The sequence below is a fragment of the Lachnospiraceae bacterium genome (genome assembly GCA_025758065.1).
Lineage (GTDB): Bacteria > Bacillota > Clostridia > Lachnospirales > Lachnospiraceae > Enterocloster.
This window is the reverse complement of record CP107199.1, coordinates 879,854-903,662: the sequence shown is the minus strand read 5'-3', so window position 1 is coordinate 903,662 and position 23,809 is coordinate 879,854. Positions and strand designations below refer to the sequence as shown.

General features: G+C 52.0%; 25 protein-coding genes. 24 read left to right on the top strand and 1 reads right to left on the bottom strand.

The window, feature by feature from the left end; all coding sequences use genetic code 11:
• Positions 1 to 43: 43 nt before the first annotated feature.
• The 8 genes from OGM16_04190 to OGM16_04155 all read left to right on the top strand — a co-directional run bounded on the left by OGM16_04190 (position 44) and on the right by OGM16_04155 (position 12,554).
• Positions 44 to 7,579, top strand: coding sequence for an SNF2-related protein (locus OGM16_04190; GenBank protein ID UYJ48389.1), 7,536 nt, complete (start codon positions 44 to 46; stop codon positions 7,577 to 7,579).
• Between the two features lies 1 nt (position 7,580).
• Positions 7,581 to 8,399: a DUF3849 domain-containing protein gene (locus tag OGM16_04185; protein ID UYJ47481.1), complete on the top strand. Its 819-nt coding sequence runs from the start codon at positions 7,581 to 7,583 to the stop codon at positions 8,397 to 8,399.
• A 2-nt stretch (positions 8,400 to 8,401) separates the two neighbouring features.
• Entirely contained in the window at positions 8,402 to 8,740 is a 339-nt protein-coding gene (locus tag OGM16_04180; GenBank protein UYJ47480.1) for a MobC family plasmid mobilization relaxosome protein, read from the top strand.
• Between the two features lie 155 nt (positions 8,741 to 8,895).
• Positions 8,896 to 9,195, top strand: coding sequence for a CD1845 family protein (locus OGM16_04175; GenBank protein UYJ47479.1), 300 nt, complete (start codon positions 8,896 to 8,898; stop codon positions 9,193 to 9,195).
• Positions 9,196 to 9,316: 121 nt separating this feature from the next.
• Complete coding sequence (locus OGM16_04170; protein ID UYJ47478.1) at positions 9,317 to 9,913, top strand: type IV toxin-antitoxin system AbiEi family antitoxin domain-containing protein; 597 nt, start codon at positions 9,317 to 9,319, stop codon at positions 9,911 to 9,913.
• The gene (locus OGM16_04165; GenBank protein UYJ47477.1) at positions 9,910 to 10,764 is read left to right on the top strand and encodes a nucleotidyl transferase AbiEii/AbiGii toxin family protein; all 855 of its coding nucleotides are present in this window, start codon (positions 9,910 to 9,912) and stop codon (positions 10,762 to 10,764) included. The genes OGM16_04170 and OGM16_04165 overlap by 4 nt, the downstream gene beginning before the upstream one ends.
• A complete protein-coding gene (locus OGM16_04160) occupies positions 10,761 to 11,087 on the top strand; it encodes a hypothetical protein (GenBank protein ID UYJ47476.1) in 327 nt (108 codons plus the stop codon). Before OGM16_04165 ends, OGM16_04160 begins: the two co-directional genes overlap by 4 nt.
• A gap of 54 nt (positions 11,088 to 11,141) precedes the next feature.
• Positions 11,142 to 12,554 (top strand): relaxase/mobilization nuclease domain-containing protein, encoded by a 1,413-nt coding sequence (locus OGM16_04155; protein ID UYJ47475.1) that lies wholly within the window; start codon positions 11,142 to 11,144, stop codon positions 12,552 to 12,554.
• Positions 12,555 to 12,742: 188 nt separating this feature from the next.
• Here the strand turns inward: OGM16_04155 and OGM16_04150 are convergent, their stop codons facing one another.
• The gene (locus tag OGM16_04150) at positions 12,743 to 13,057 is read right to left on the bottom strand and encodes a helix-turn-helix domain-containing protein (GenBank protein ID UYJ47474.1); all 315 of its coding nucleotides are present in this window, start codon (positions 13,055 to 13,057) and stop codon (positions 12,743 to 12,745) included.
• 157 nt (positions 13,058 to 13,214) lie between these two features.
• Between OGM16_04150 and OGM16_04145 the strand changes: the two genes are divergently transcribed.
• The 16 genes from OGM16_04145 (at position 13,215) to OGM16_04070 (ending at position 23,793) form a co-directional block, all read left to right on the top strand.
• A complete protein-coding gene (locus tag OGM16_04145; GenBank protein ID UYJ47473.1) occupies positions 13,215 to 13,757 on the top strand; it encodes a DUF1273 domain-containing protein in 543 nt (180 codons plus the stop codon).
• 107 nt (positions 13,758 to 13,864) lie between these two features.
• Positions 13,865 to 14,035, top strand: a complete 171-nt coding sequence (locus OGM16_04140; GenBank protein ID UYJ47472.1) for a hypothetical protein — start codon at positions 13,865 to 13,867, stop codon at positions 14,033 to 14,035.
• A gap of 15 nt (positions 14,036 to 14,050) precedes the next feature.
• Positions 14,051 to 15,166: a hypothetical protein gene (locus OGM16_04135; protein ID UYJ47471.1), complete on the top strand. Its 1,116-nt coding sequence runs from the start codon at positions 14,051 to 14,053 to the stop codon at positions 15,164 to 15,166.
• Positions 15,167 to 15,182: 16 nt separating this feature from the next.
• Positions 15,183 to 15,461, top strand: a complete 279-nt coding sequence (locus OGM16_04130; protein UYJ47470.1) for a hypothetical protein — start codon at positions 15,183 to 15,185, stop codon at positions 15,459 to 15,461.
• Positions 15,462 to 15,479: 18 nt separating this feature from the next.
• Positions 15,480 to 17,498, top strand: a complete 2,019-nt coding sequence (locus OGM16_04125) for a DUF2185 domain-containing protein (GenBank protein ID UYJ47469.1) — start codon at positions 15,480 to 15,482, stop codon at positions 17,496 to 17,498.
• A complete protein-coding gene (locus tag OGM16_04120) occupies positions 17,499 to 17,732 on the top strand; it encodes an immunity 17 family protein (protein ID UYJ47468.1) in 234 nt (77 codons plus the stop codon).
• Positions 17,733 to 17,745: 13 nt separating this feature from the next.
• A complete protein-coding gene (locus tag OGM16_04115; protein ID UYJ47467.1) occupies positions 17,746 to 17,958 on the top strand; it encodes a hypothetical protein in 213 nt (70 codons plus the stop codon).
• Positions 17,955 to 18,365, top strand: coding sequence for a hypothetical protein (locus OGM16_04110; GenBank protein UYJ47466.1), 411 nt, complete (start codon positions 17,955 to 17,957; stop codon positions 18,363 to 18,365). The genes OGM16_04115 and OGM16_04110 overlap by 4 nt, the downstream gene beginning before the upstream one ends.
• Positions 18,341 to 18,928 (top strand): hypothetical protein, encoded by a 588-nt coding sequence (locus tag OGM16_04105; protein UYJ47465.1) that lies wholly within the window; start codon positions 18,341 to 18,343, stop codon positions 18,926 to 18,928. Before OGM16_04110 ends, OGM16_04105 begins: the two co-directional genes overlap by 25 nt.
• 14 nt (positions 18,929 to 18,942) lie before the next feature.
• Positions 18,943 to 19,284 carry a hypothetical protein gene (locus OGM16_04100; GenBank protein UYJ47464.1) on the top strand — a complete coding sequence of 114 codons (342 nt, stop codon included), beginning with the start codon at positions 18,943 to 18,945 and terminating at the stop codon, positions 19,282 to 19,284.
• A gap of 7 nt (positions 19,285 to 19,291) precedes the next feature.
• On the top strand, positions 19,292 to 20,371 hold the full coding sequence (locus OGM16_04095; protein ID UYJ47463.1) for an ankyrin repeat domain-containing protein: 1,080 nt from the start codon (positions 19,292 to 19,294) through the stop codon (positions 20,369 to 20,371).
• Positions 20,372 to 20,383: 12 nt separating this feature from the next.
• Entirely contained in the window at positions 20,384 to 21,223 is an 840-nt protein-coding gene (locus tag OGM16_04090) for a DUF2262 domain-containing protein (GenBank protein ID UYJ47462.1), read from the top strand.
• Positions 21,224 to 21,232: 9 nt separating this feature from the next.
• A complete protein-coding gene (locus OGM16_04085) occupies positions 21,233 to 21,643 on the top strand; it encodes a hypothetical protein (GenBank protein UYJ47461.1) in 411 nt (136 codons plus the stop codon).
• A gap of 32 nt (positions 21,644 to 21,675) precedes the next feature.
• Complete coding sequence (locus OGM16_04080; GenBank protein UYJ47460.1) at positions 21,676 to 22,230, top strand: SUKH-3 domain-containing protein; 555 nt, start codon at positions 21,676 to 21,678, stop codon at positions 22,228 to 22,230.
• Positions 22,227 to 23,231 (top strand): DKNYY domain-containing protein, encoded by a 1,005-nt coding sequence (locus tag OGM16_04075; GenBank protein UYJ47459.1) that lies wholly within the window; start codon positions 22,227 to 22,229, stop codon positions 23,229 to 23,231. The genes OGM16_04080 and OGM16_04075 overlap by 4 nt, the downstream gene beginning before the upstream one ends.
• Before the next feature lie 16 nt (positions 23,232 to 23,247).
• Entirely contained in the window at positions 23,248 to 23,793 is a 546-nt protein-coding gene (locus tag OGM16_04070) for a hypothetical protein (GenBank protein UYJ47458.1), read from the top strand.
• Positions 23,794 to 23,809: the final 16 nt, after the last annotated feature.

Genomic DNA, 23,809 nt, shown 5'->3' with positions numbered 1-23,809 from the left:
TGCTTTTTCTTTTGCCCAAAATGATATTGACCATGTGCTGCGTTTGGGCGGCAATACAGACCGCCAGAGGGAGCGTGTGGTTGCAGCCTTTGAAAAGCAGAAAACCACCGCTGAGATTGCCGAGATACTGAAAACGCTGTACCACGGCGGCAACGGTCTTGGCAGTGTGAGCGCATGGTATGCCGAGGATGGTATCCATCTTTCCCACGGGAAGTCTGTCCGTTATGACAGGTCTGCCCAGGTCATTTCCTGGGAGAGCGCCGCAGAGCGTATCGGGGAGCTTTTGGAAAGTGGTCAGTTTGCCTCCAATGTGGAGCTTGCAGAAGCGGCAGGCTATGAACGCTCCCTCCTTGCAGAAAAGCTCTGGTATCTGTATCACGATCTCAGTGAGGACGCCAGAAAAGCCGGATATTTGTCCTGCCTGTCAGAGATCAAAGGCAATGGGTTCCCGGAGGAGACCCACCGCCTGACGGAGCAGTTGAATGACCCGGCTTTCCGCCAGACACTCAAGGAAGAATACGCCGCCTTCTGGACTGCCTATCAGCAGGACCGTGACCTGTTGCGCTTTCATTACCATAGGCCAAGGGAAATCTGGGAGAACCTGAAAGACCTTGACCTGCCCCGCAGGACTTTTTCTTCGGACCTTTCCCAAGTGCCAACCGTCCAGCATTTCATTACGGAGGATGAGATCGACACCGCCATGACCGGCGGCAGCAGTTTTGCCGGAGGAAAAGGCCGTATCTATGCGTTCTTCATGGAAAACCATACGGATAAGGAAAAAGTGAGATTCCTTAAAGACGAGTATGGCATTGGCGGACGCTCTCATGCCCTGTCCGGCGCAACACACAGCGGCGAAGATCACGATGGGAAAGGACTGCACTATAAAAAGCAGGACTGCCCGGATGTTCACTTGAACTGGGAAAAGGTTTCCAAGCGCATTACCTCACTTGTCCAGAAAGGCCGCTATCTTACCGAACAGGAACAAGCGCAGTATGACAAGATCCAGGCTGAAAAGGATCTGGCAGAAGAAGATGCCATTCAAGCCCAGCAGCCGGAGATAGAGGAAGAAACGCCAAAGCCTACCCTTCGGGAGCAGTTTGAGCAGTATAAGCCTGTGGTGACTGCCGCCATATCTGAGGATGTGGCATATCGAAATGCCTGCGGTCATTCCGACCGTGAAAATGCTGTCATCGAGGGCAATGCCGCTGTGCGCCGTGCGGTTCTTGGCTCTAAGGATATGGAGCTGATCCGCCTTTATTCGGATGTGCCGGAGTTCCGCCAGCGCCTGCACCGGGAAGTGATCGACGAAACCTATCCAAAGCTCCATGAGCTTCTGCGCCCTCTTTCTCAGGAAGATATTGATACTGCCCTTTGTGCATGGAACGGCAATATCGAGAGTAAACACGCTGTCGTCCGTTATATGAAAGACCATGCAAGAGAGAAGGATACCGCTGCATGGCTGGCTCAGGAATACGGTGGCAGCAACAGCCCGTTCGTTGTCCGTGCCGGAAGCCCGGAGGAAACACAGCTGCCCTGGCCGAAGGTACAGCGCAGGCTTGCCCAGCTGATTCAGGAGGACCGGTTCTATACCGAAGAAGAACAGGATCGTTTTGACAATATCGACCCTATCGCCATCCGGGAAGCCCTGGAGGAAAGAGGGATCGTCAACGGACAGGTGGCAGACCCGGAAAAACTGGACAATGACCCGTTTATCCAACAGGTGATGTCGGATGCCGAGCAGATCGCAGCTGCCGAGACAGAACAGACTTCCGAGGTTTCCATTTCCGATGAGGAATATGATGCAGTTCGCCGCCCGACTCCGCAAAGGACTTCCTATGACCCTGCCGCCCCGGTCTATGCTGTGGGCGATACCGTGTATATCGAGAATGACGCCTATCAGATCACCGAGCTGCGGGAGGACACCGTGCAGCTTCTGCCCACCGGCATGGTATATCCCATCTACCGGGCAGAGCGCAAAGAACAGTTCGAGCAGCTGATTCGGGCAGACCGCCGCAATGCTTACTATACCGAGTTTCTTCCTATTGACCCGGACAAGGCAGATCAGGACCTGCGGGATGTATTGACCCATGGACTTATGGATGAAGCAGATAAAAAACAGGTTTCCACGCTGCTGCAATCCGGCAGGAGCAACAGCGAGATCGCTTATTGGCTGAGCAGAGCCTATTCTGGTGAGATCGAGACGCTGAATCTGGAGACCGGCGATACTGCCGATTACCGTACCACGGCACAGGGCATGGAGCTGGAAGTCCTGGACGCAGAGGAAAAGCGTCTGGCTGTGCTGTATTTTCGCTGGGATGAGGTTGCGCCTTTGCTGCGCGGGATGTATGCCCGTCAGCTGGATGGCTTTGGACAGGAACGCCCCGAACCGGCTGTCGAATCCCCGACCTTCCATTCCGAGACTGTGGCCGTCTATCCGGGCGATAAGAACAATCTACCTTATGATGTGGTGGTGGAACGGTTGCATATTGAGGAGCCGGAGCCGCCAGCCCCTGTAACAGAGCCGGAGAAAACCTTTGAGGAAGTGCTGGATGAACACCCGGTTTCCATTCAGGTCAACGGCCAGTGGCAGACCTTCCCCAATGCCAAAGCTGCCGAGGAAGCCTCCTATGAGGAATACAAGGACAACCTGCGCCGCAATGCACAGAACTTCCGCATTACCGATGAGCATTTGGGTGAAGGCGGTCCGAAAGCCAAGTTCCAGGCAAATATCAATGCCATTCGTTTGCTGAAAGAGCTGGAAGCTGCCGGACAGCAGGCAAGCCCGGAACAGCAGGAAGTCCTATCCCGCTATGTGGGCTGGGGCGGTCTTTCTGATGCCTTTGACCCGGAGAAACCGGCATGGGCTTCCGAGTATGCCCAGCTGAAAGAGCTGCTGACCCCGGAGGAATATGTCGCCGCCAGAAGCTCCACCCTCAACGCCCATTACACCAGCCCTACGGTCATTCAGGCCATCTATGAAGCGGTGGGCCGTATGGGATTTGAGACCGGAAATATTTTGGAGCCATCTATGGGTGTGGGCAATTTCTTCGGTATGCTGCCGGAGGAAATGAGAAACAGCCGTCTGTACGGCGTGGAGCTGGACCCGGTTTCCGGGCGCATCGCAAAGCAGCTCTATCCCAAGGCGGACATCACAGTAGGCGGCTTTGAGACCACCGACAGGCGGGATTTCTTTGACCTTGCCATCGGCAATGTACCTTTCGGTCAGTATCAGGTCAATGACAAAGCCTACAACAAGCTGAATTTCAGTATTCACAACTACTTTTTCGCCAAAGCACTGGACCAGGTGCGTCCCGGCGGAGTGGTAGCTTTTGTAACCTCCCGCTATACTATGGACGCCAAGGATTCCACCGTGCGCCGCTATCTTGCCCAGCGTGCTGAGCTGCTGGGAGCGATCCGTCTGCCGAATGACGCGTTCAAAAAGAATGCCGGTGCCGAGGTGGTATCGGACATCATCTTCCTCCAAAAGCGGGACCGCCTGCTGGACATTGCACCAGAGTGGACCCAGACCGGACAGACGCAGGACGGCTTTGCCATCAACCGGTATTTTATCGACCACCCGGAAATGGTGCTGGGCCGACAGGAACCGGAAAGCACCGCCCATGGCATGGACTACACCGTGAATCCCATTGAGGGGCTGGAGCTTGCCGATCAGCTGCATGATGCTGTGAAGTACATTCATGGCACTTATCAGGAGGCAGAACTGCCGGAGCTGGGCGAGGGCGAAACCATTGACACCTCCATTCCTGCTGACCAAAATGTGAAGAACTATTCCTATGCCATTGTAGACGGACAGGTGTACTACCGGGAAAACAGCCGCATGGTGCGCCCTGATCTCAACGCCACCGCCGAAGCCCGCGTGAAAGGTCTTGTGGGACTGCGTGATTGTGTGCAGGAACTGATCGACCTTCAGATGGATGCAGCGGTTCCAGACAGCACCATTACCCAAAAACAGGCGGAACTGAACCGGCTCTATGACAGCTTTTCTGCCAAATACGGTCTCATCAACGACCGTGCAAACCGGCTGGCTTATGCAGATGATTCTTCCTATTACCTGCTCTGTGCGCTGGAAGTTATCGACGAGGACGGAAAGCTGGAGCGCAAGGCGGATATGTTCACCAAACGGACCATCAAGCCCCATCAGGCAGTGGTTACTGTGGATACGGCAAGCGAAGCACTGGCGGTGTCCATCTCGGAAAAGGCCTGCGTAGATATGAGCTATATGAGTCGGCTTACCGGAAAAACAAAAGAAGAACTGGCCGGAGAGCTGCAAGGCGTGATCTTCCGTGTACCGGGACAGTTGGAGAAAGACGGCACACCCCATTTTGTGACTGCTGATGAATACCTTTCCGGCAATGTACGCCGCAAACTGCGTCAGGCGCAGCGGGCGGCACAGCAGGACCCGGTTTATGCAGTCAATGTGGAAGCCCTTACCGCCGCCCAGCCCAAAGACCTGAATGCGTCGGAGATCGAGGTGCGTCTGGGCGCTACCTGGATTGACAAGGAGTACATCCAGCAGTTTATGTACGAGACCTTCAACACCCCGGTTTATCTCCAGCGCAGCATTGAGGTCAACTATTCCTCCTTTACTGCTGAATGGCAGATCAAGGGGAAATCTTCTGTATCCTACAACGATGTGGCAGCTTATACCACCTACGGAACCAGCCGCGCCAACGCCTACAAGATTCTGGAGGATTCCTTAAACCTGCGGGATGTCCGTATCTATGACACCATAGAGGACGCAGACGGAAAAGAGCGCCGCGTACTAAACGCCAAGGAGACCACTCTGGCTGCCCAAAAACAGCAGGCGATCCGGGAAGCCTTTAAGGACTGGATCTGGAGAGACCCGGAGCGCCGCCAGACTTTGGTGCGCCAGTATAACGAAGAAATGAACTCTACCCGTCCCCGCGAGTATGATGGCAGCCATATCACTTTTGGCGGCATGAACCCGGCCATTACCCTGCGGGAACACCAGAAAAGTGCCATCGCCCATGTGCTGTATGGCGGAAATACCCTGCTGGCACACGAAGTAGGCGCGGGCAAAACCTTTGAGATGGTGGCCGCTGCGATGGAAGCCAAACGCCTGGGCTTGTGCCAGAAATCTCTCTTTGTGGTTCCCAACCACCTGACTGAGCAGTGGGCATCAGAGTTTCTGCGCCTCTATCCTTCTGCCAACATCTTAGTCACAACCAAAAAGGACTTTGAGACCCATAACCGCAAAAAGTTCTGCGCCCGTATTGCGACCGGTGACTACGACGCCATCATCATGGGACACAGCCAGTTTGAGCGTATCCCCATCAGCCGGGAGCGTCAGGAAAGGCTTCTCTATGAGCAGATCGACGAGATCACCGAGGGCATCGCAGAGGTGCAGGCCAGCGGCGGCGAGCGTTTTACCGTCAAGCAGCTGGAGCGTACCAGAAAGTCTCTGGAAGCCAGACTGGAAAAGCTGCAAGCCGAGGGGCGAAAAGATGATGTGGTAACTTTTGAGCAGCTGGGTGTGGACCGGCTGTTTGTGGACGAGGCCCACAACTACAAGAACCTGTTTTTATACACAAAAATGCGAAATGTGGCTGGTCTTTCCACATCGGACGCGCAGAAATCCTCCGATATGTTTGCCAAGTGCCGCTATATGGACGAGATCACCGGAAATCGTGGTGTGATCTTTGCCACCGGCACCCCGGTCAGCAACTCCATGACCGAGCTTTACACCATGCAGCGTTATCTTCAGTATGAACGCCTGCAAGAGCTGAACATGACCCACTTCGACTGTTGGGCTTCCCGATTTGGGGAGACCGTCACAGCATTGGAGCTGGCACCGGAAGGCACCGGCTACCGGGCAAGAACGAGATTCAGCAAGTTCTTTAACCTGCCGGAGCTGATGAACCTGTTCAAAGAAGTGGCTGACATTAAGACTGCCGACCAGCTGAATCTGCCTACCCCGGAAGTGGAATACCACAACATCGTGGCGCAGCCTACCGAACATCAGCAGGAAATGGTCAAAGCTCTTTCGGAGCGTGCATCGCTGGTACACAGCGGAACTGTTGACCCGTCCCAGGATAACATGCTCAAGATTACCTCGGATGGCCGCAAGCTGGGGCTGGACCAGAGGATCGTCAACCAGATGCTGCCGGACGAACCTGGCACAAAGGTCAATCAGTGTGTGGACAACATCATGCAGATCTGGCGGGACGGCAAAGCTGACAAGCTGACCCAGCTGGTGTTCTGCGACATTTCTACACCACAGGCCAAAGCTCCTGCAAGCAAGGCGGCGAAAACGCTGGATAATCCACTGCTTCACGCATTGGAAGACGCTGTGCCTCTGCCGGAACAGGAACCGACCTTTACGGTATATGACGATATTCGTCAGAAACTCATTGCTCAGGGGATGCCTGCCGACCAGATCGCTTTTATCCATGAAGCCAATACCGAAGTGCGGAAAAAGGAGCTGTTCTCTAAAGTCCGTACCGGTCAGGTTCGTGTCCTTTTGGGCAGCACCGCCAAGATGGGCGCAGGCACCAATGTGCAGGACCGTCTGGTGGCACTTCATGACCTGGACTGTCCGTGGAGACCGGGAGACCTTGCCCAGCGCAAGGGCCGTATCGAGCGCCAGGGTAACCAGAATCCTCTTGTCCATGTGTACCGCTATGTGACCGAAGGAACCTTTGACGCATACCTCTGGCAGACGGTGGAGAATAAGCAAAAATTCATTAGTCAGATCATGACTTCTAAATCGCCGGTACGCTCCTGCGATGATGTGGATGAAACCGCCCTCAGTTTTGCAGAGATCAAGGCTTTGTGTGCCGGAGACCCACGTATCAAAGAGCGTATGGATTTGGATGTGGAGGTATCCCGCCTGAAGCTGATGAAAGCCGACCACCAGAGCAAGCAATATCGTCTGGAGGACCAGCTGCTCAAATACTTCCCGGAGGAGATTGAAAAGCACAAGGGCTTTATCAAGGGCTTTGAATCCGATCTGGAGGTTTTGGTAGCGCACCCGCACCCGGAGGACGGTTTTGCTGGTATGGAAATCCGTGGCGATCTGCTGACCGATAAGGAGAACGCCGGCGCAGCCCTTTTGGATGCCTGCAAGGAGGTTAAAACCTCCGATCCGGTGCAGATCGGCAACTACCGGGGGTATGCCATGTCCGTGGAATTTTCCGCTTGGAAACAGGAGTATACGCTCCTGCTGAAAGGACAGATGACCCACCGGGCAACCCTTGGTACAGACCCTCGCGGAAATCTTACCCGTATCGACAATGCCCTTGCTCAGATGCCCCAGCGTCTGGAGTCGGCAAAGGCACAGCTGGATAACCTCTGTCAGCAGCAAGCTGCGGCAAAGGAGGAAGTCGGAAAGCCATTCCTTTATGAAGAAGAACTGAGATGCAAAAACGCCCGTCTGGTGGAGCTGGATACCCTGCTCAACATCGACGGAAAGGGACAGGCACACACCGAGTCTGTTGTTGCCAAAAGTACACGGCCTTCGGTGCTGGATAACCTAAAACGCCCGGTGCAACCCCGCAGTACAGACAAGAAACCAAAACAGCATGAGGAGGTGCGATAACATGAATACTAACGATCTGAATACAGCCCTTTATGAAAAGATGGCTGCCGAACAGGACAAGTTCCGGGACTGGCTGAAAAGACAGCCCCCGGAAGAAATCCTGCACCACACCTATGAGTACACGGTTCGTGAGGACATTGTGATGGCGATGGAGGAACTGGAGCTGACTGATGCCCAGGCTCAGGCACTTTTGGAATCTCCCTCTCCGCTGGCGGATGTGTACCGTTACTTTGAAAAGCTGGAGACCGGTCACATGGATGTGATCCGGGACAGCATTGAGAACCGTGCCGATGATGTGTGCAGAGCCAAAGAGGAACTGCGAACAACACCGGTCTATCCCCATTCTGCCGCCTATGCGAGAGAACATGGGGAGCTGGAGCAGTACCGGGCTTCCAACAATGCAAATCTCCAATGCAAGGAGTCCATTGAAGCGGCGGTGCGGGAACACTTCGACGGAATGTATCTCAGCCACGATGCGGCAAATGGTGTGATCGAGATCTATGGCATGGAGCGTGTGTCCATGGTTCTGTCTAACACGGTCCAGCTTCAGGACTGGGATGGGCGCTACTCCCGACGCAACAAAGAATGGGCTAAGACCATTCCCAACGATAATCCCGAAACTGTCCGTTGTGGTTATGCCTTAAACAGCCACCCTGCTGTGCTGGATGGCTTTATTGATCTGGTGCGTGTAGAACAGCAGCGCAGCCGTACTCAGGGAGAAAAACTGCAACCGTCCCGCCCCTCAGTACGGGATAAGCTCAAACAGGAGCTGCCTGCCCATAAGCCTGCCGCCCCGAAGAAACGGGAGCCGGAGCGATAACTATGGCAAAGCGTAAGCGGGATATGCAATTAAACTTTAGAGTTTCAGCGGAGGAGCTTGCTGTGATTGAGCAAAAAATGTCTCAGTTTGGAACCTCCAACCGTGAAGCCTATCTAAGAAAAATGGCGCTGGATGGGTATGTAGTCAAGCTGGAGCTGCCGGAGTTGAAGGAGCTTGTTTCCCTGATGCGCCGAAGCAGCAACAACTTAAACCAGCTGACCCGTAAAGTGCATGAGACTGGACGGGTTTATGATGCTGACTTGGAGGATATATCCCAGCGGCAGGAACAGTTATGGGAGGGCGTAGAGGAAATTCTTACCCAGCTTTCCAAACTTTTATAACAGGGATAGATACTCCATTTGCGGAGGGAGGAACGGCATTACTTCGCTGCTCCTCTCTCCGCTTTTTCTTTTTATCGGTATCCTTGTCTTTTGCCTGCCCATGCCGGATAATATGATTAGAAAAGATACCAAGAACGCTGCAAGGAGGAAATAACATGAAGATTTTGAAAGGGCTTTTGATGATTATAACTGCACCGGTCATTTTGGTGCTGACGCTTTTTGTCTGGCTCTGCACGGGGCTGATCTACATATCCGGTCTGGTGCTTGGTCTGCTCAGCACTGTAATTGCTCTGCTTGGCGTGGCTGTGCTTATTACCTATTCCCCGCAGAATGGTGTGATTTTGCTGGTTATGGCATTTTTGATTAGCCCGATGGGGCTGCCACTGGCTGCAATCTGGCTACTGGGCAAGGTGCAGAGTTTGAAATTTGCAATTCAGGAGTTGGTTTATGGATAAAAATACGCAAAACCATAAAAATGCCAGACACCGTCTGTTAAATTTGGGAAAAGGAATTTTATATCCACGACTTTACTTTTGAACTAATATTGAATATAATATTAGTACGAAAGGAAGTGACATGATGGGACAATTTGAACAGCTGGATCAGATGCTAACAGCACAAGAAGGAATGCTGCGAACATCACAGGTCGTATCCTCTGGAATTTCAAAGCCGGTATTTTATGATTATGTGCGTTCACGAGATTTGGATAGAGTTGCACATGGGATTTATCTGTCCAAAGATTCCTGGGTGGATGCCATGTATCTGCTTCATTTGCGATTTGAACAAGCAGTATTTTCACATGAAACAGCTTTATTTTTTCACGATCTGACAGACCGTGAACCAATAGAATATACAGTTACGGTCAAAACTGGATGCAATCCAAGCAAAATGAAAGCAGAAGGCATTCAAGTTTTTACGATTAAAGCAGACTTACATGATGTAGGACTTACAACAGCGAAAACTCCGTTCGGGCATACTGTGCCGGTTTATGATATGGAGCGAACGATCTGTGATTTGCTCAGAAGCCGTAGCAGAATTGAAATTCAGACCTTTCAGGGAGCACTGAAAGCGTATGCCCGTAGAAAAGATAAGAACCTGCGAGCTTTAATGCAATATGCCGGGATGTTCAAGGTGGAAAAAATTTTACGACAGTATTTGGAGGTACTTTTATGATAAAAACAGCAAGGCAGCTTAAAGATTTAATACGAAACCTTTCCAGAGAAAAATCCGCAGATGCTCAGATTTTAATGAGGAACTACATGATGGAGCGTTTTTTGGAGCGTATTTCTCTTTCTGAGTATCGTGATAAGTTTATCTTAAAGGGTGGTATGTTGGTAGCGGCTATGGTTGGATTGGATGCCCGCTCTACGATGGATTTGGATGCAACCATAAAAGGAGCTAATGTTAATGTGGAGGATATTGAGAATCTAATTTCATCAATCGTAACTGTTCCGATTGATGATGGTGTTAAATTTCAGCTGAAAAGTATTTCGGAGATTATGGATGAAGCAGAGTATCCGGGGATTCGTGTCAGCATGAGTACAACATTCGATGGTGTAGTGACCCCTTTGAAAATTGATATTTCTACGGGAGATGCAATCACTCCAAGAGAGGTTCGGTATTCATTCAAACTTATGCTGGAAGATCGCTCCATTGATATTTGGGCTTATAATTTAGAAACTGTGCTGGCAGAAAAACTGGAAACCATTATTACCAGAACCACAACCAATACCCGCATGAGAGATTTCTACGATATTTACATTTTAGAACAGCTGCATGGAACCACGCTGAACCCGAAAATTTTACATGATGCGCTTCTGGCAACTGCTCATAAACGGGGATCGGAGAAGTATCTTAACCAGGCTGAAGAAGTTTTTGACGAAGTGGAAAATGATTCGGTTATGCAAAAACTTTGGGAGGCATACCGTAAAAAGTTTTCTTATGCTTCTGATTTGGAATGGGATGTGATTATGAAAGCAATTCGCAGGTTATATGTTCTTTGCGAGAAGGGCATCAGCTTATGAAAAAGCATGGACACTATTGTAAAGTTTGTGGTGAATACAAAGCCAACGAAAAATTTTCAGGCAAAGGTCATGCATCCCACATTTGTAAATCCTGTGCTTCGCTACCAGCAGAAAAGCAGGCTGAACTGATGACACTGAATCGTCTTTTGAATCTTCCATGGAGGCTATCGAAAGAGCAGTTGTCCTGGCTGAAAAATCGACTAAAGGATAGGCGGCCTGATGTCCGTGCATTGGCGCAAGAGCAATATGAAATGAGATTTCCACCAAGACACTTAGAAGATGATGAGTTCAATTTTTTCGATGAAGAAAGTTTTATAGAATAGTGAAAGCGGTCTGCTATGGCAGGCCGTTTTCTTTTCGGGAAGGAGGTCTGACCTATGGCAACCACGAGAATCATGCCGCTTCATGTCGGCAAGGGCCGCACAGAAAGTCGGGCGATCAGTGACATCATCGACTATGTGGCCAATCCCCAAAAAACAGATAACGGCAGGCTCATTACCGGCTATGCGTGTGACAGTCGGACTGCGGATGCAGAGTTCCTTCTGGCAAAGCGACAGTACCTTGCCGCGACCGGACGAGTGCGAGGTGCGGACGATGTGATTGCCTATCATGTGCGCCAGTCTTTCCGCCCCGGTGAGATCACTCCGGAAGAAGCCAACCGGCTGGGCGTAGAATTTGCCAAGCGCTTTACCAAGGGTAATCATGCCTTTGTGGTCTGCACTCACATAGACAAGTCGCACATTCACAATCACATTATCTGGTCATCGGTCAGCTTAGAATATGACCGGAAATTCCGAAACTTTTGGGGCAGCACCAAGGCAGTCCGACAGTTAAGTGACACCATCTGCGTCGAAAACGGACTGTCCATTGTGGAGAATCCGAAACCTCACGGAAAGAGCTATAACAAGTGGCTGGGCGATCAGGCAAAGCCCTCTCACCGAGAGCTGCTGCGTGTAGCGATTGACAACGCATTATCACAAAGTCCTACTGACTTTGAGGCGTTGCTGAAGCTGCTGCAAGAGTCCGGCTGTGAAGTATCAAAACGCGGGAAATCATATCGCTTGAAGCTCCCCGGTTGGGAGAAAGCCGCCCGTATGGACAGCCTGGGCGAAGGATATGGATTAGATGATTTGCAGGCGGTTCTCTCCGGGAAGAAAGCGCATACCCCACGAAAGAAAATAGTTACACAGGCAGAGACGCAGAAGGTCAATCTGCTGGTGGACATTCAAGCAAAATTGCAGGCAGGAAAAGGTGCTGGCTATGCTCGATGGGCTAAAGTTTTCAATCTGAAGCAAATGGCGCAGACCATGAACTACCTATCAGAGCATAACCTGCTGGAGTATGCGGTTTTGGAAGAAAAGGCTGCGGCTGCCATGGCACATCACAATGAGCTTTCGGCACAGATCAAGGCGGCTGAAAAGCGCATGGCAGAGATTGCTGTTCTGCGTACTCACATCGTAAATTATGCCAAGACCCGTGAGGTCTATGTGGACTACCGCAAGGCCGGCTACTCTAAGAAATTCCGGGAGGAACATGAGGAAGAAATTCTGCTCCACCAGGCTGCTAAGAATGCCTTTGATGAGATGGGAGTCAAGAAGCTGCCCAAGGTCAAAGAGTTGCAGACGGAGTACGCGAAATTGCTGGAAGAAAAGAAAAAGACCTATGCCGAGTACCGGCGTTCCCGTGAAGAAATGCGGGAGCTTTTAACGGCAAAGGCCAATGTGGATCGAGTGCTGAAAATGGAGGTAGAACAGGATGTTGAAAAAGAAAAAGACCACGGCCAGCGATAAGCTGGTCCTGGTCAAAAGTGTTCGCAGAACGCGCAGCCACAGAATGAAATTCTGTGTTCAAAGGGGCTTGGGGGCACTGCCCTCAACAAGCAGTTTGTGGCGAAATGGATAGCCACAAGCATTGCTTGCCACAATATGCTGCGCATAAAATAAAAAACTAACGACGGGACGCTTACTGCCTCCTATCGTTAGTTTTCTGTGTTTAAGCGACTTATAAAACCAATCAGCATAATCAGATCGTCATCTGACATCTTTCTCATTCCGTCTAAAGCCTTCTTGATAAGCTGAGGGTTATTCTCCTGTGCATCAAAAAATTGAAGCGGCGTGATTTCAAAATACTCACAGATGTTGAGAAACTGCTTCATAGACGGCATAGAACGCCCGGAAGAAATCGCCTGAATATAGCTTCTGTTCTGCCCTAACTCCATGCTCATCTGATATTCTGAAACGCCTTTTTTCAATCGTAATTCTGTGATTCGATTGCGGATAAATTCTTCGTCCATACGCTCACCTCTCTGCTCTTTTAGCATAGCAGAAAGCAATTCTTGATACTTCGTATATGTTGTGTTATAATTTTGTAATATAACCTTTATACGCATTATTATTTGCGTTATTTTTGTTTTATATGCGTAATCAAGGCAGTTATCAAGGGTGATTTGTATGAATCAGTATGCCTGTGCCATTACCGGCCACAGACCAACAAGATTTTGCTTTGGATATAATGAGGAAGCTCCTCTATGCCAAAAGCTGAAAGAATGTCTCCTGGAGCAGTTTCGCATACTCCATGACGAGAAATTTGTCCGTACTTTTTTTGTCGGCGGTGCTCTTGGTGTGGATATGTGGGCTGGAGAACAGCTTCTAATATTGAGAGCACAAACAGGATACGAGGATATTAAAATTATCGTTGTAATTCCCTTCATCGGCTATGACTCTAAATGGCCGGATCAGAGTAGACATAGATTGAAAAAGCTGATCCAAAACGCAAACGATTCGATTGTTATTTCACATTCTGCGGATGTTTCCAGTTATAAAAAAAGGAATTACTATATGGTCGATCATGCAGAGTACCTCATCGGTGTGTTTGATAATCAGAAAAAGCTGCGCTCAGGCACAGCACAGACAGTCAACTATGCCTTGCATCAGGGAAAAGTAATCACTCTGATCCATCCAGACACTATGGAGATAACAGCCCCTGCGCCTTAACAAATTCACAAAAATTTTTCATTAGCATTTCCAACAAAATATTTTCATTGAAGGGGTGCTGTGATATAATAAGATATAAAACTACGCTCAGAACAAATGGTGCCGCTATGAACAAATATATTGAACAGCAATTTGCTGCTTTAAGATACGAAAAAAATATTTTGGTTGTTGAAGAAACTACATCTGCTGGTGGATGCGGCTCCTTCAACGCGGCTTCTTCATGTCCTGCGTCAGCCTGTCTTTATGACAGTGCGGCGTGGGGCTTTTTTATTGCCTGAAAGGAGTATGAGAACATGAGTCTGAAATATACCTGCCCCAGCTGTGGAACCCCATTGGGTTATGAGGGATTGTGTTGGAAATGTAAGTGCGAGCAAGAACGGCAAGCTGCTCTGGCCTGGACGCCGGAACAAATTGTCGAAAAACAAAGAAACTTGATACAGAACATCCAGAGGCTGGCGGATATGGAGGACCCGGAGTTCACCGACTTCTGGCAGCTGCTTGGCTACCATGATGCCATCACCCCGGAGATCCAGCGGGCGGCACTGGCCGCAGAGGTGTTCTGGCCCTGTGAGATCTATTATCACGCTCCCGCCGATGTGCGAGATGGTCTGATCCAGGAGCTGCTCTCCACAGAGGATTCCGGTGCGGCCTCCAACCTGATGAGTTGCCTTTCTATGCAGGGAGATGACAAGGCAATGGAGACTCTGCTGGAGCTGGAGCGAAATCCCCGGCCCTGGCGCAAGGGCCTCTATGTAGACCCATCCAGCTATGCGCAGATCGGCGGCTGGACCTTCGACAAGGAGGGCCAGAAAATCCAACTCAACTTCGACACCTGCTTTTCCTTGGTCAAGGGAACCGCTGGCGAGAAATCTCCCGTCCGCATTGGCCGGGCACGGGAGGACACCTGCCCTCACTGCGGCGGGCGTATGGTGGATATGTTGGTGCTGGATGGCCGGGATGAGCGTCTGAAATTTCTGGGGTTGGACGGCATCCTGACTGCCACCTGTTGCCCCAGCTGTGTGGGATTTTTGAAAGGCCCCGCCTTCAACCGGTTTACCCTGGATGGCGGCGTGGAGGTGTTCCCCTCCGAACTCTTTGACGGAGCGGAGAAGACGGATTGCTATGTCAGTCCCGAGGACTACAAGGCCCTCACGGAAAATCCCTTTGTGCTGGGCGAAGCGCCTGTGCCCCTGTTTTACGGTGCGGCCTGCCAGGATGTGAACACGGTGGGTGGCTTTGCCAACTGGGTACAGGACGCGGAATATACGACCTGCCCCCACTGCGGGAAACCTATGAAATATCTGGCCCAAATCCAGTGGGATATGGTGTTTGACTGTGCGGAGGGCACGCTCTATGTGGAATTCTGCCCGGACTGCCATATCGTGTCCATGCTGCATCAGCAGACCTGAGAGGAGACGCTGCTATATGTGCGAGCACTGCCGAAACATTCAAACATGGAGAAAATTTGATGCCCCCAAGGACTACCTGGCCTGTATTGCTTATATTCAGCAGTTGGTGGGACAAGGCCAATTTGAACTGATGGCAGAGGAGTCCACCTGCCCGCTGGAGAAGGTAAAGACTGAGGATGGATGGGCAGACGAAACTATGGCTCACATGATCCAGTGCAAGCACTGCGGCCAGATCTTCACCTGTGTGGTCAACACCTGGCGAGGCAGTGGACACTTCAAAAAAGGCAAGGGATAACACAGAAAAGGCGGTGAAATGATGAATCAGACAGAAGAAACAAAACTGCTGGAGCAGATTGAGAAGTGGAATGATGCGGACGAGTTCTCACGATGTATTGAGGCCATCGAGGCTATCCCGGAACAGGAGCGGGGCTATTTGATGACCGTCAAGCTGAGTCGGGCTTACAGCAACCTGGCGGTTCTGGGAAATCACGGAGTGCATGGGACCGACGGTGAAGTGGACGGGGATCTCATCCGACACGCCATTGATCTGCTGGAGTCCGTCCGCACCCAGGGAGAGAACGACCCTTACTGGAACTCCCGGATGGGCTATTCTTGCCTGATGGCATACAGCTCCGCAGCCACCGCCTATGAATACGCAAAACGCTGGCTGTCCCTGGCCCCGGATGACCCGGATGCCCAAGAGCTGGTGCGGGACTGTGAGAAATATCTGGAGGAGGAAAATTCCTTGGAACTGGATTGGAAAGAGCGGGAGGAGATCATCCGGCGGGAGACCATCCCCCCTGCCGATGATGACATCCTCGGCCATGTGAAAGTACATATCGACCAGTATTTTGGTGTCTATACCCAACTCCTCACGGACGACAGCGATCCGGATCACCCTCTGGAGATCGCCGTCATCCTGCCTCGACCGGAACATGACTACTACACCCTGGTCACTGTGGGCCTGAGCCGGCATCGGATGGATTTCTCGGAGGAGCGTCGGGAGGAAAAACTGGAACGGGCAGAGCTGCTCATCAACCTGCCCCGAGACTGGAAGCTGACAAAGGCAGACTGCCGGGAGGAACAGTGGAGCTGGCCCATCCGGATGATGCTGGCCACCGCCTACTTCGCCATGGAGGACCCCGAGGTAGGGCTGGAATCCAGAACTACACTTATGGAGGGTGAGGATGGCATCCCCTTTGCAGAGAATACGGACCTGCGGGGCGAGATCCTGCTCTATCCCGGTGTGTTTGGGGAGGAGTCCTTTTTCTGCCGTCTGCCGGGCGGCGAGGAGGTCAACTTCTATCAGGTGATCCCCCTCTACTGGGAGGAGCTCCAATACAAGCTGGAGCACGGCTCTGATTCCCTGCTGGACCTCTGCCCAGATGAGAGCCTGGAGGTCATCAATCCACACCGGCTGAATGTGGTCACCGACCGAGAGAAAATCAGCTACGACCCGGCGGAGATGGACAATGCCGCAGACCAGATCAAGAAGATCCAGGAGCTTCACTTGCCAGTGGACGAATTGGACGCCTGCAATCTGATGGCTTTCTTCCTGGGCTGGGCTATGAAGCGGGGCCAGATGAGTAACCCGTTCATCTCCGGGTATCGAGAGATAGTGGAGGCAGTCCAGTCCGGAAAGGAGCCTGATCTTCGGGTGTTCATCCTGGACAACCTGGATGGGAAATTGTCTACTCAGTTCTTTGACCGGAGAGGCTCCGGTTTTGCTCAGTGGTACGCCCAGGACAACCGATCCAACCCCTATGTCTACCGCCGGGATTGCCGGAATATCGTCTTGGCCAAGCTGCAAGACCGTGTCTGGAACAGCGCTACGGAAGAAGAAGCGGCCTACCTGCTTCTTCCATATACAGAAAAGAACCGTCAGAGTGTGGAGCACCTGCTGGATGAGCGGTTTCAGCAGTATCTGGAAGCGGAATTTGTAGATGACCCCGAGGAGCGGGTGGCACGGGCAGCGGAAGGAAAACCGGCTGTCATTCCTGACTGGGACGGTCCCCTGTTCTGCTATGCTTCCGACCGCGTCGCCCAGGATGGGTGTAAGGTGCAGATCATGGACCGGCTGATCCCCGAGCGTGAGGATATGGGTTGGGAGAGCGGTTGGGCCTTCTACTCTGGGGACGAGGGCGATGTGTACGGTGAAGGGGATGAATACTATGAGTTGCACTGCGGCTTCTATGATATTCGGGACATCTGCCGCATCGATCCAGACATTATCCCGTTCCTGAACCTGCCCTATGGTACCATGCAGATGCGCGGAGAAGATGGAGCGTGGTATGAGGTGATACGCGACGACGAAGGCGAGGAGGAAACCTAAATGAACATCGAACAGATCACAGCATTTTTGCAAGAGCATTGGTACATTGCCTCGGTGCTCATCGGAGCCGTGATTTTAATTGGGGCGATCCGCAACTGGAACTGGCTCTGCGACCCCACTGGTACGCGGGATGCCCACCGCCACAGCAGAGGATACCGGCGTGTGGTTTTCTTTCTGCTGGGTGTCCTCCTGATTGTGGTGAGTATCTGGGGATTTGTGCTGAAGTTGAAATAGGAGGAGCAATCCCATGACCCAAGAAGAACAAATCCGACTCTATCGGCTGATGGAAAAACTCAACTGGTTTTTCCACCAAGAGATGCACTACCTGAATAGAGATATTGCGGAAAAGACCGCACGGGAGTGTTACCCGGAGATTCGGGATTTTACATACGATATTTTGTGGAACGACCTGCCCAAAGAGATCCAGGAGCAGCTCATGGACGAGGAGGAATCCCTATGAGTACGCTGATTTGCTCTTTTGATGGCCTGCACGACAACAGAGTCCTGCGCTACTGCGCTGACTTTGAATCCCATTCCCTGCACATGGATACCAAGACCGAGGCCGGAGAGAAAGTATCCGTTCACTTCACCGGCCTGCTGGCCCACTGGTTTGAGAATGTGATCCAGGACAACATCCTCTTTGGTATGGACGAGATCACCGTGGACGGTTTTTTTGAACAGTATAAAGACCTGCTGGACGGTACCATCCCTTACAGCTTTCCCGCCTGCTGCAGTATCGAGGAACTGCGGGAGCGCATGGACCGGGAGCACATCCGGGTATTTGTCATCGACTCTTCCCTTGGACTATGCGGATTTGTGCTGGCTCAGGAGGTGGAACTGCAATGTCAATCACTGCTTATAAAATAGAAGCCGTCGGCCATGACCGAACCGGCAAGGACTTCGGTTATGTGAATATCATGTACCGATACGGCAACAAGCAGTCCTGTCCCCGGCCAGATCAATGTGAAAAGATAGAGGTCATGTGGGCGGATGAGAGCGTCTATGGGCCGCCCGCACCCGGAAGCAAGGTAGGCGATTTTATCATGACATGGCTCATGGGCTCCTGGAACTGTGGGGTGTTCACCCACCGGGAGATTGCCCAGCGGCTGATGGATGCCTTCACTGGCCTGAAACTCAAGGAGCTGGCGTGGTTCGAGAACCCCAGGGAAAAGACGCTGAAAAACGGAAAGCCCCGTGCGCGCCGGGCCAAGTGGCTGCCGGAGCGGGAGGTAGATCTGGTGTACCTCTACTCCGACCACTATCTTGACGCAAGAAATCCGACTCCCACCGAAACCGACTTCTTCACGGTTACAAGGATGGATGCCTGGGGCATGAGCACCTGGTTTATGTGTACCCCACAGGCCGCTGAAAAGCTGATCGCCATGGATTACGATAATCTGGCTATCCAGGAAACCACCATTGTGGGATAAGAGGAGAATACGGCATGATTGGAACAGATGAAAACCGGGCGGTGCTCTATGTGGAGGTCATCTTCTGGAGCGGCAAGCGAAAAACGCCCCCCAGCCTGGTCAGTGGAAAGTATTGTCCCCTTTTTATGGTTATTGGAACTACGGAATATCTGGGTGTATGCTTTCTGGACGGAACCGAGTGTATATTTGATACACCGGCTTTTGGAAATGCCCAGCCTCTCTATCCAGATACCATTGACTACGCCCCGCTGGAAAACAATGCGGAATTTTTGATCTATGAGGGAGCCAATGCCGTTGGCAAAGGCCGGGTGCTGGGCCGGACCGTTCCCTATCAAGTGAAACAACAACGAAAGTAGGTGCCTTATGTACCAAATTGCATATATTGGCCGCTGGGAGACCCTCCCGGAAACGGCTGCCGCCATCTGTGACCATGACACTTCCAAGCTGGAGGCGCTGCTCCAAGGCGGTCTGGATTTAGATGTTCCCATCCAGCTCAGCGAATACATCAAGCTGATGCCATTGGAGATTGCGGTTTTTCGGAATGATGTACCCATGATCCACTTCCTGCTGGAGCATGGAGCCGATCCCGGTCTGGCAGAGGAACAGCCCCTGCTGCTCACCGCCGCCCGCTGTTGTGGGCCAGAGGTGGTGGCGCTCTTTGCTGGACAGGCCGCAAAACTCAGCTCGAAGCAGAAAGAGCGGGCCTTCCAGGAAGTACGCTGGGGAAAGCGCCCGGAGAATATCCAGGTGCTGGAGCAAGCTGGGATCACAGTGGACAAGTTTGGCGGCGAGGCATTCCGGGCCGCTGTGTCCGAGGGCAACACCAAACTTGCCCGGCTGCTTCTGGAAAAAGGGGCAGACATCAATTACCACAAGCCGGACATGGTGTTTCCGAACGCCCCCACCGCTGTCACCGAAGCGGCTCGGCATAAGAATCTCCCCATGGTGCGCTGGCTCATTGAGCAAGGAGCCGACATCACCATTGCTGACAAATACGGCGACCGGCCTTACACCGTGGCGGTGCAGAACAAAAATCAGGAGCTGGCCGACTACTTAAAATCCCTGGAACCGGAAGACTGGCACAACGAACAAGAAAAGGTGCGTCAGCTCATGCCCTATAAACTGCCCGCCAAGCTGGTGGAATATCTGAAAACCGGCCCCCTGCGTTTGGAATTCCCGGAGCAGGAATGGGTGAAGTGGGCAGAGTTGTATTCCTACATGGATGTGCAGGAGATGACCAGGAAACGGAAGAAGCTACTCTCCCTCATGGCGGCCATGGACAATTACAGCGACTACCTGCTGCTGTGGAGCCCCAGGGACAAAAAGCTGTGGTATCTGGACATCGAGCACGAGGAGTTCCACCCTCTGGCCAAATGGGATGACTTCATCGCAGATCCCGGACGGTATCTGAACGGGATGATCGAGGGTGAGTTTGAGGAATAAGGAGAATGACCGATGTTTGAAGAATTTTATGAGATGTATGAACCCGAGGAGCAGGAAGTGGTCGCTCTGATCAATCGCTGCATTGGGGGCGGATTTAACTGGAAAGGCAACTTTTGGGAAATGACTGTTGTGACGCTGGGCATGGTGTTCTGTGACACCGGCAAAGTCAGCACCAAAGAGGAGCGACTGGATTGGCCGGTCACCGATGAGGAACGCAACAGCGATAAGGGCTGGGGACGCTTTCAAAACGAGCAGATCTGCCGCCTGAAGATCCGCCGGATGAAAGAAGAATGGGCAAAAGATCTGGTGGCATGGCCTTGGTGTATCTCCCAGGTGGTCAAGGCCCATGAGGACTGCCCGGAACTCCAGGCCGTTCTGGACGAGTACCACAAGCCGGTGGTGATCCAGGACGAGGTGCTGGGTGAGCTGAAGCTGGACAAGGACTATGATACCTTCGAGGGCGAGATCCAGTGGTGCGGAACGGATGTGAGCCTTTCTCTGGAGGTCAATGCGGAGAGCAAGCCCTCCTGGACCCGCGCCCGCAGCGCCGCCAAGAAGCTGCTGGCCGACTGTGACACCTGGGACAAGGCCATGCGGGAGCTTGCAGCAAAGAACCTGACCGAGTTGGCCAACAACTGGCTCTCCCAGGATGAGGGAAACCCCCGAAATCCGGAAACAGACCCAATCACAGAGGAAGAACTGGCCCGACGGATCAGTATGACCAGCCTGTCCGTCACCTCCGGCGGCAGCTTCACCGCCTGGTTTGACTGCGACGAGATGTTCACCGACCATGCGGTGACGGTCTACGGCTCCTTGAAAAAGGGCCTCAAAGCTGCCAGTATTGAGGGATAGGAGTTGTCTATGGAGAAAGCGACTGCTGTTAATACCTGCTTAGGTGTTTTGAAGGGACGGGACTGCATTTATCTGGATCAGGTGAAACAGGATGGACTGAACAATCTGACCTTTACGGGGGACATCAATGGCCATCTGGTCTCCCAGCACAGGGACGAAAAAGACTGGTTTCCCTACACACTCACCTTCCGGCGGGTGCTGGCCTATTTTTCTTGTGAATTGGACACCTATAAAAACATGGCTGGGACTGAGTATATAGCTGGCAGCTCCTTTGATTTGATCGAGGACAGCACCTGGCTGAAGTCTTTGCCGGTGCGGGAAGACTTTGACAAAGGCATCTATCAGCACTACCGGCTGTTTACATATGATGATGTTTACGACATCATTGCAGTTTCCTATGAGTTTGTGGCAAAGTTGTAAATGTCTGAAATCTGGTAATGGAGGTAACCAACATGATTAAAGAACGCGTCCCCATTTCTGGCGATCTCCAAAGCAAGGTCAAGCAGCTGATGGAGTACGCCGGATGGTACGAGGGCCGCAGTGTGGATATTTCCATTGCGGAGAAGTATTACGCCGATCATGGCGTCCCGATGATGAAGACCACCCAGCGGTTTTACCGCAAGTATTTCGGCCTGTGCTGTGAGTGGTACCTGGCGCAGAAAAAGCTGAAATGGGCGGCGGATTTTGAGTTTGCGTTGTTCCCTTACCTGGTCAACGGGATCAAAAACCATTTGGAGGACGCCTATTTCCGGGATATGTCCGGCTGTGAGCTGGCGGAGATCGAGCAGGCAGCTGGTCAGAAGTGCCAGCCCATCGGTCATATCGGCTACTACTACCCAGCGGAGGTTTGGATCTCGGAGTATGGGAAACTGTATGCGAAATATGAGTATCAGGATGAGATCGAGTGCTTTCCAGATGTGTTTGCCCTAATCGAACGGGAACTGCGGCAGTGCAACTTTGATTCCGCTGCCATGAAAACGGTTGAGGCACTGGACGGAAAACTATGAAACAGGATTTTACTATTTGGCGCAATCAAATATTGCAGAATCCCCAGAACATTTCACCGCTGAAATTCGGAATATCGCAGGATGAGATCATAGAAATCTTCGGGAATCCCGATGTCGTTTCCACCATGAGAAGCGACGGGAAACCTTTGATCCTCAAATATCATGACATTGAACTGCATTTCGATAGAAAGGCCCCTCATGGGCTCTACTTAGTTTATAGCGACGACGAGATCGAACTGAGCATAACAGATCATCACGAAGAACCGCTACAACCAATCACCAGCACAGAGCCGGTGGACAATGAGTTTTTCCTTCAAGATGAGGCCGTTTATTTCTCCGGCCTATATGAAAACAGCCTGCTCAATGGTGTTGCGCCCAAAGACTTCTGCTACTGGCATTACTGGGGCAAATCCTCTACGGCCTGCTTTCTCGGCGGAATTCGCCTGCGTGGAGCAGACCCGGCATCGTTTCGGGTGTTAAACTATGCCTATGCCATGGATAAAACAGCCGTCTACACCACCAGCGGGAGAATCCCAGGTGCAGATCTGGCAGACTTCCAGGTATTAGACAATGGCCAGAACGATTCGGGTGCGCCCCAGGGATATGCAAAGGACAGCCGACAGGTCTACTTCCACAACGGAGACGGCAAGGTGAAGATCATTAAAAGCGCGGAAGTTTCCTCTTTCCTCTCGTTGGGCGACACCTATTTTGCCAGGGACGAGAAACGGATCTATGCTTACGGTAAACAGCTTCCCAAGGCGGATCTGCCCTCATGGGAATTGCTCAGTCACTGGTATTCCCGCGATGCCAAGCGGGTGTACTACCTCAACCGGGAGATCAAGGGGGCGGATCGAGACAGTTTCACCGTATGCACCCCGCTGGACGCACCTCCGCTCGCTGACCATTTGGCCCGCGACAAAGATCACTTTTACCAAAATGATGAGATGATTGAAGAACCGCTGTGGCGGGAACAGCTACGCAAAATGACCCAAGAACCGTAAACGGAGGAAAACGACTATGGACTATTTGAAGATACTGCATGAAAACCCTGATTTGGCAGAGGAATTTGATTCGCTGTTTGACTTCTTCCTGCTGTATGAGTTGTCCCCGCGGGATGACGCAGAAGGCCGGTGCACTTTTTCAATGCCCGGCATGGCCTTTGCCAGGGATGGCTCCGGCGGAGAATACCACCTGTTGGAGGATGGCTCCATCGGCTATTACAGCAGCGAAGGGGAGGCAGGCCGCCTGGCCGAGAGCATGGACGACCTCTTTTCCCTGCTTGTGAGCTGTATCTGCTGGCACGACTGCTGTGACACAAAGCAGTATGTAGATTCCAAAACATTGGAGGAGTATGGGCAGAGACAGCGCAACTGTAACTTGGAAGATATGGATATTGACAGCTTGCAACGGGTGTCTGATGCCCTCGGCATCCCTAACGGTGAGCCGCTGGCTCCGGTTCTGGAGCGGTTCCGCAAAGCAACCCAGCGTGAGCCTCTGTATCAGTGTATATTTCACGAGGACGACGGAAGCCTGACCGAATCATACGGTTTGATGTTTGAATGAGAAAGGAGCAATCCCG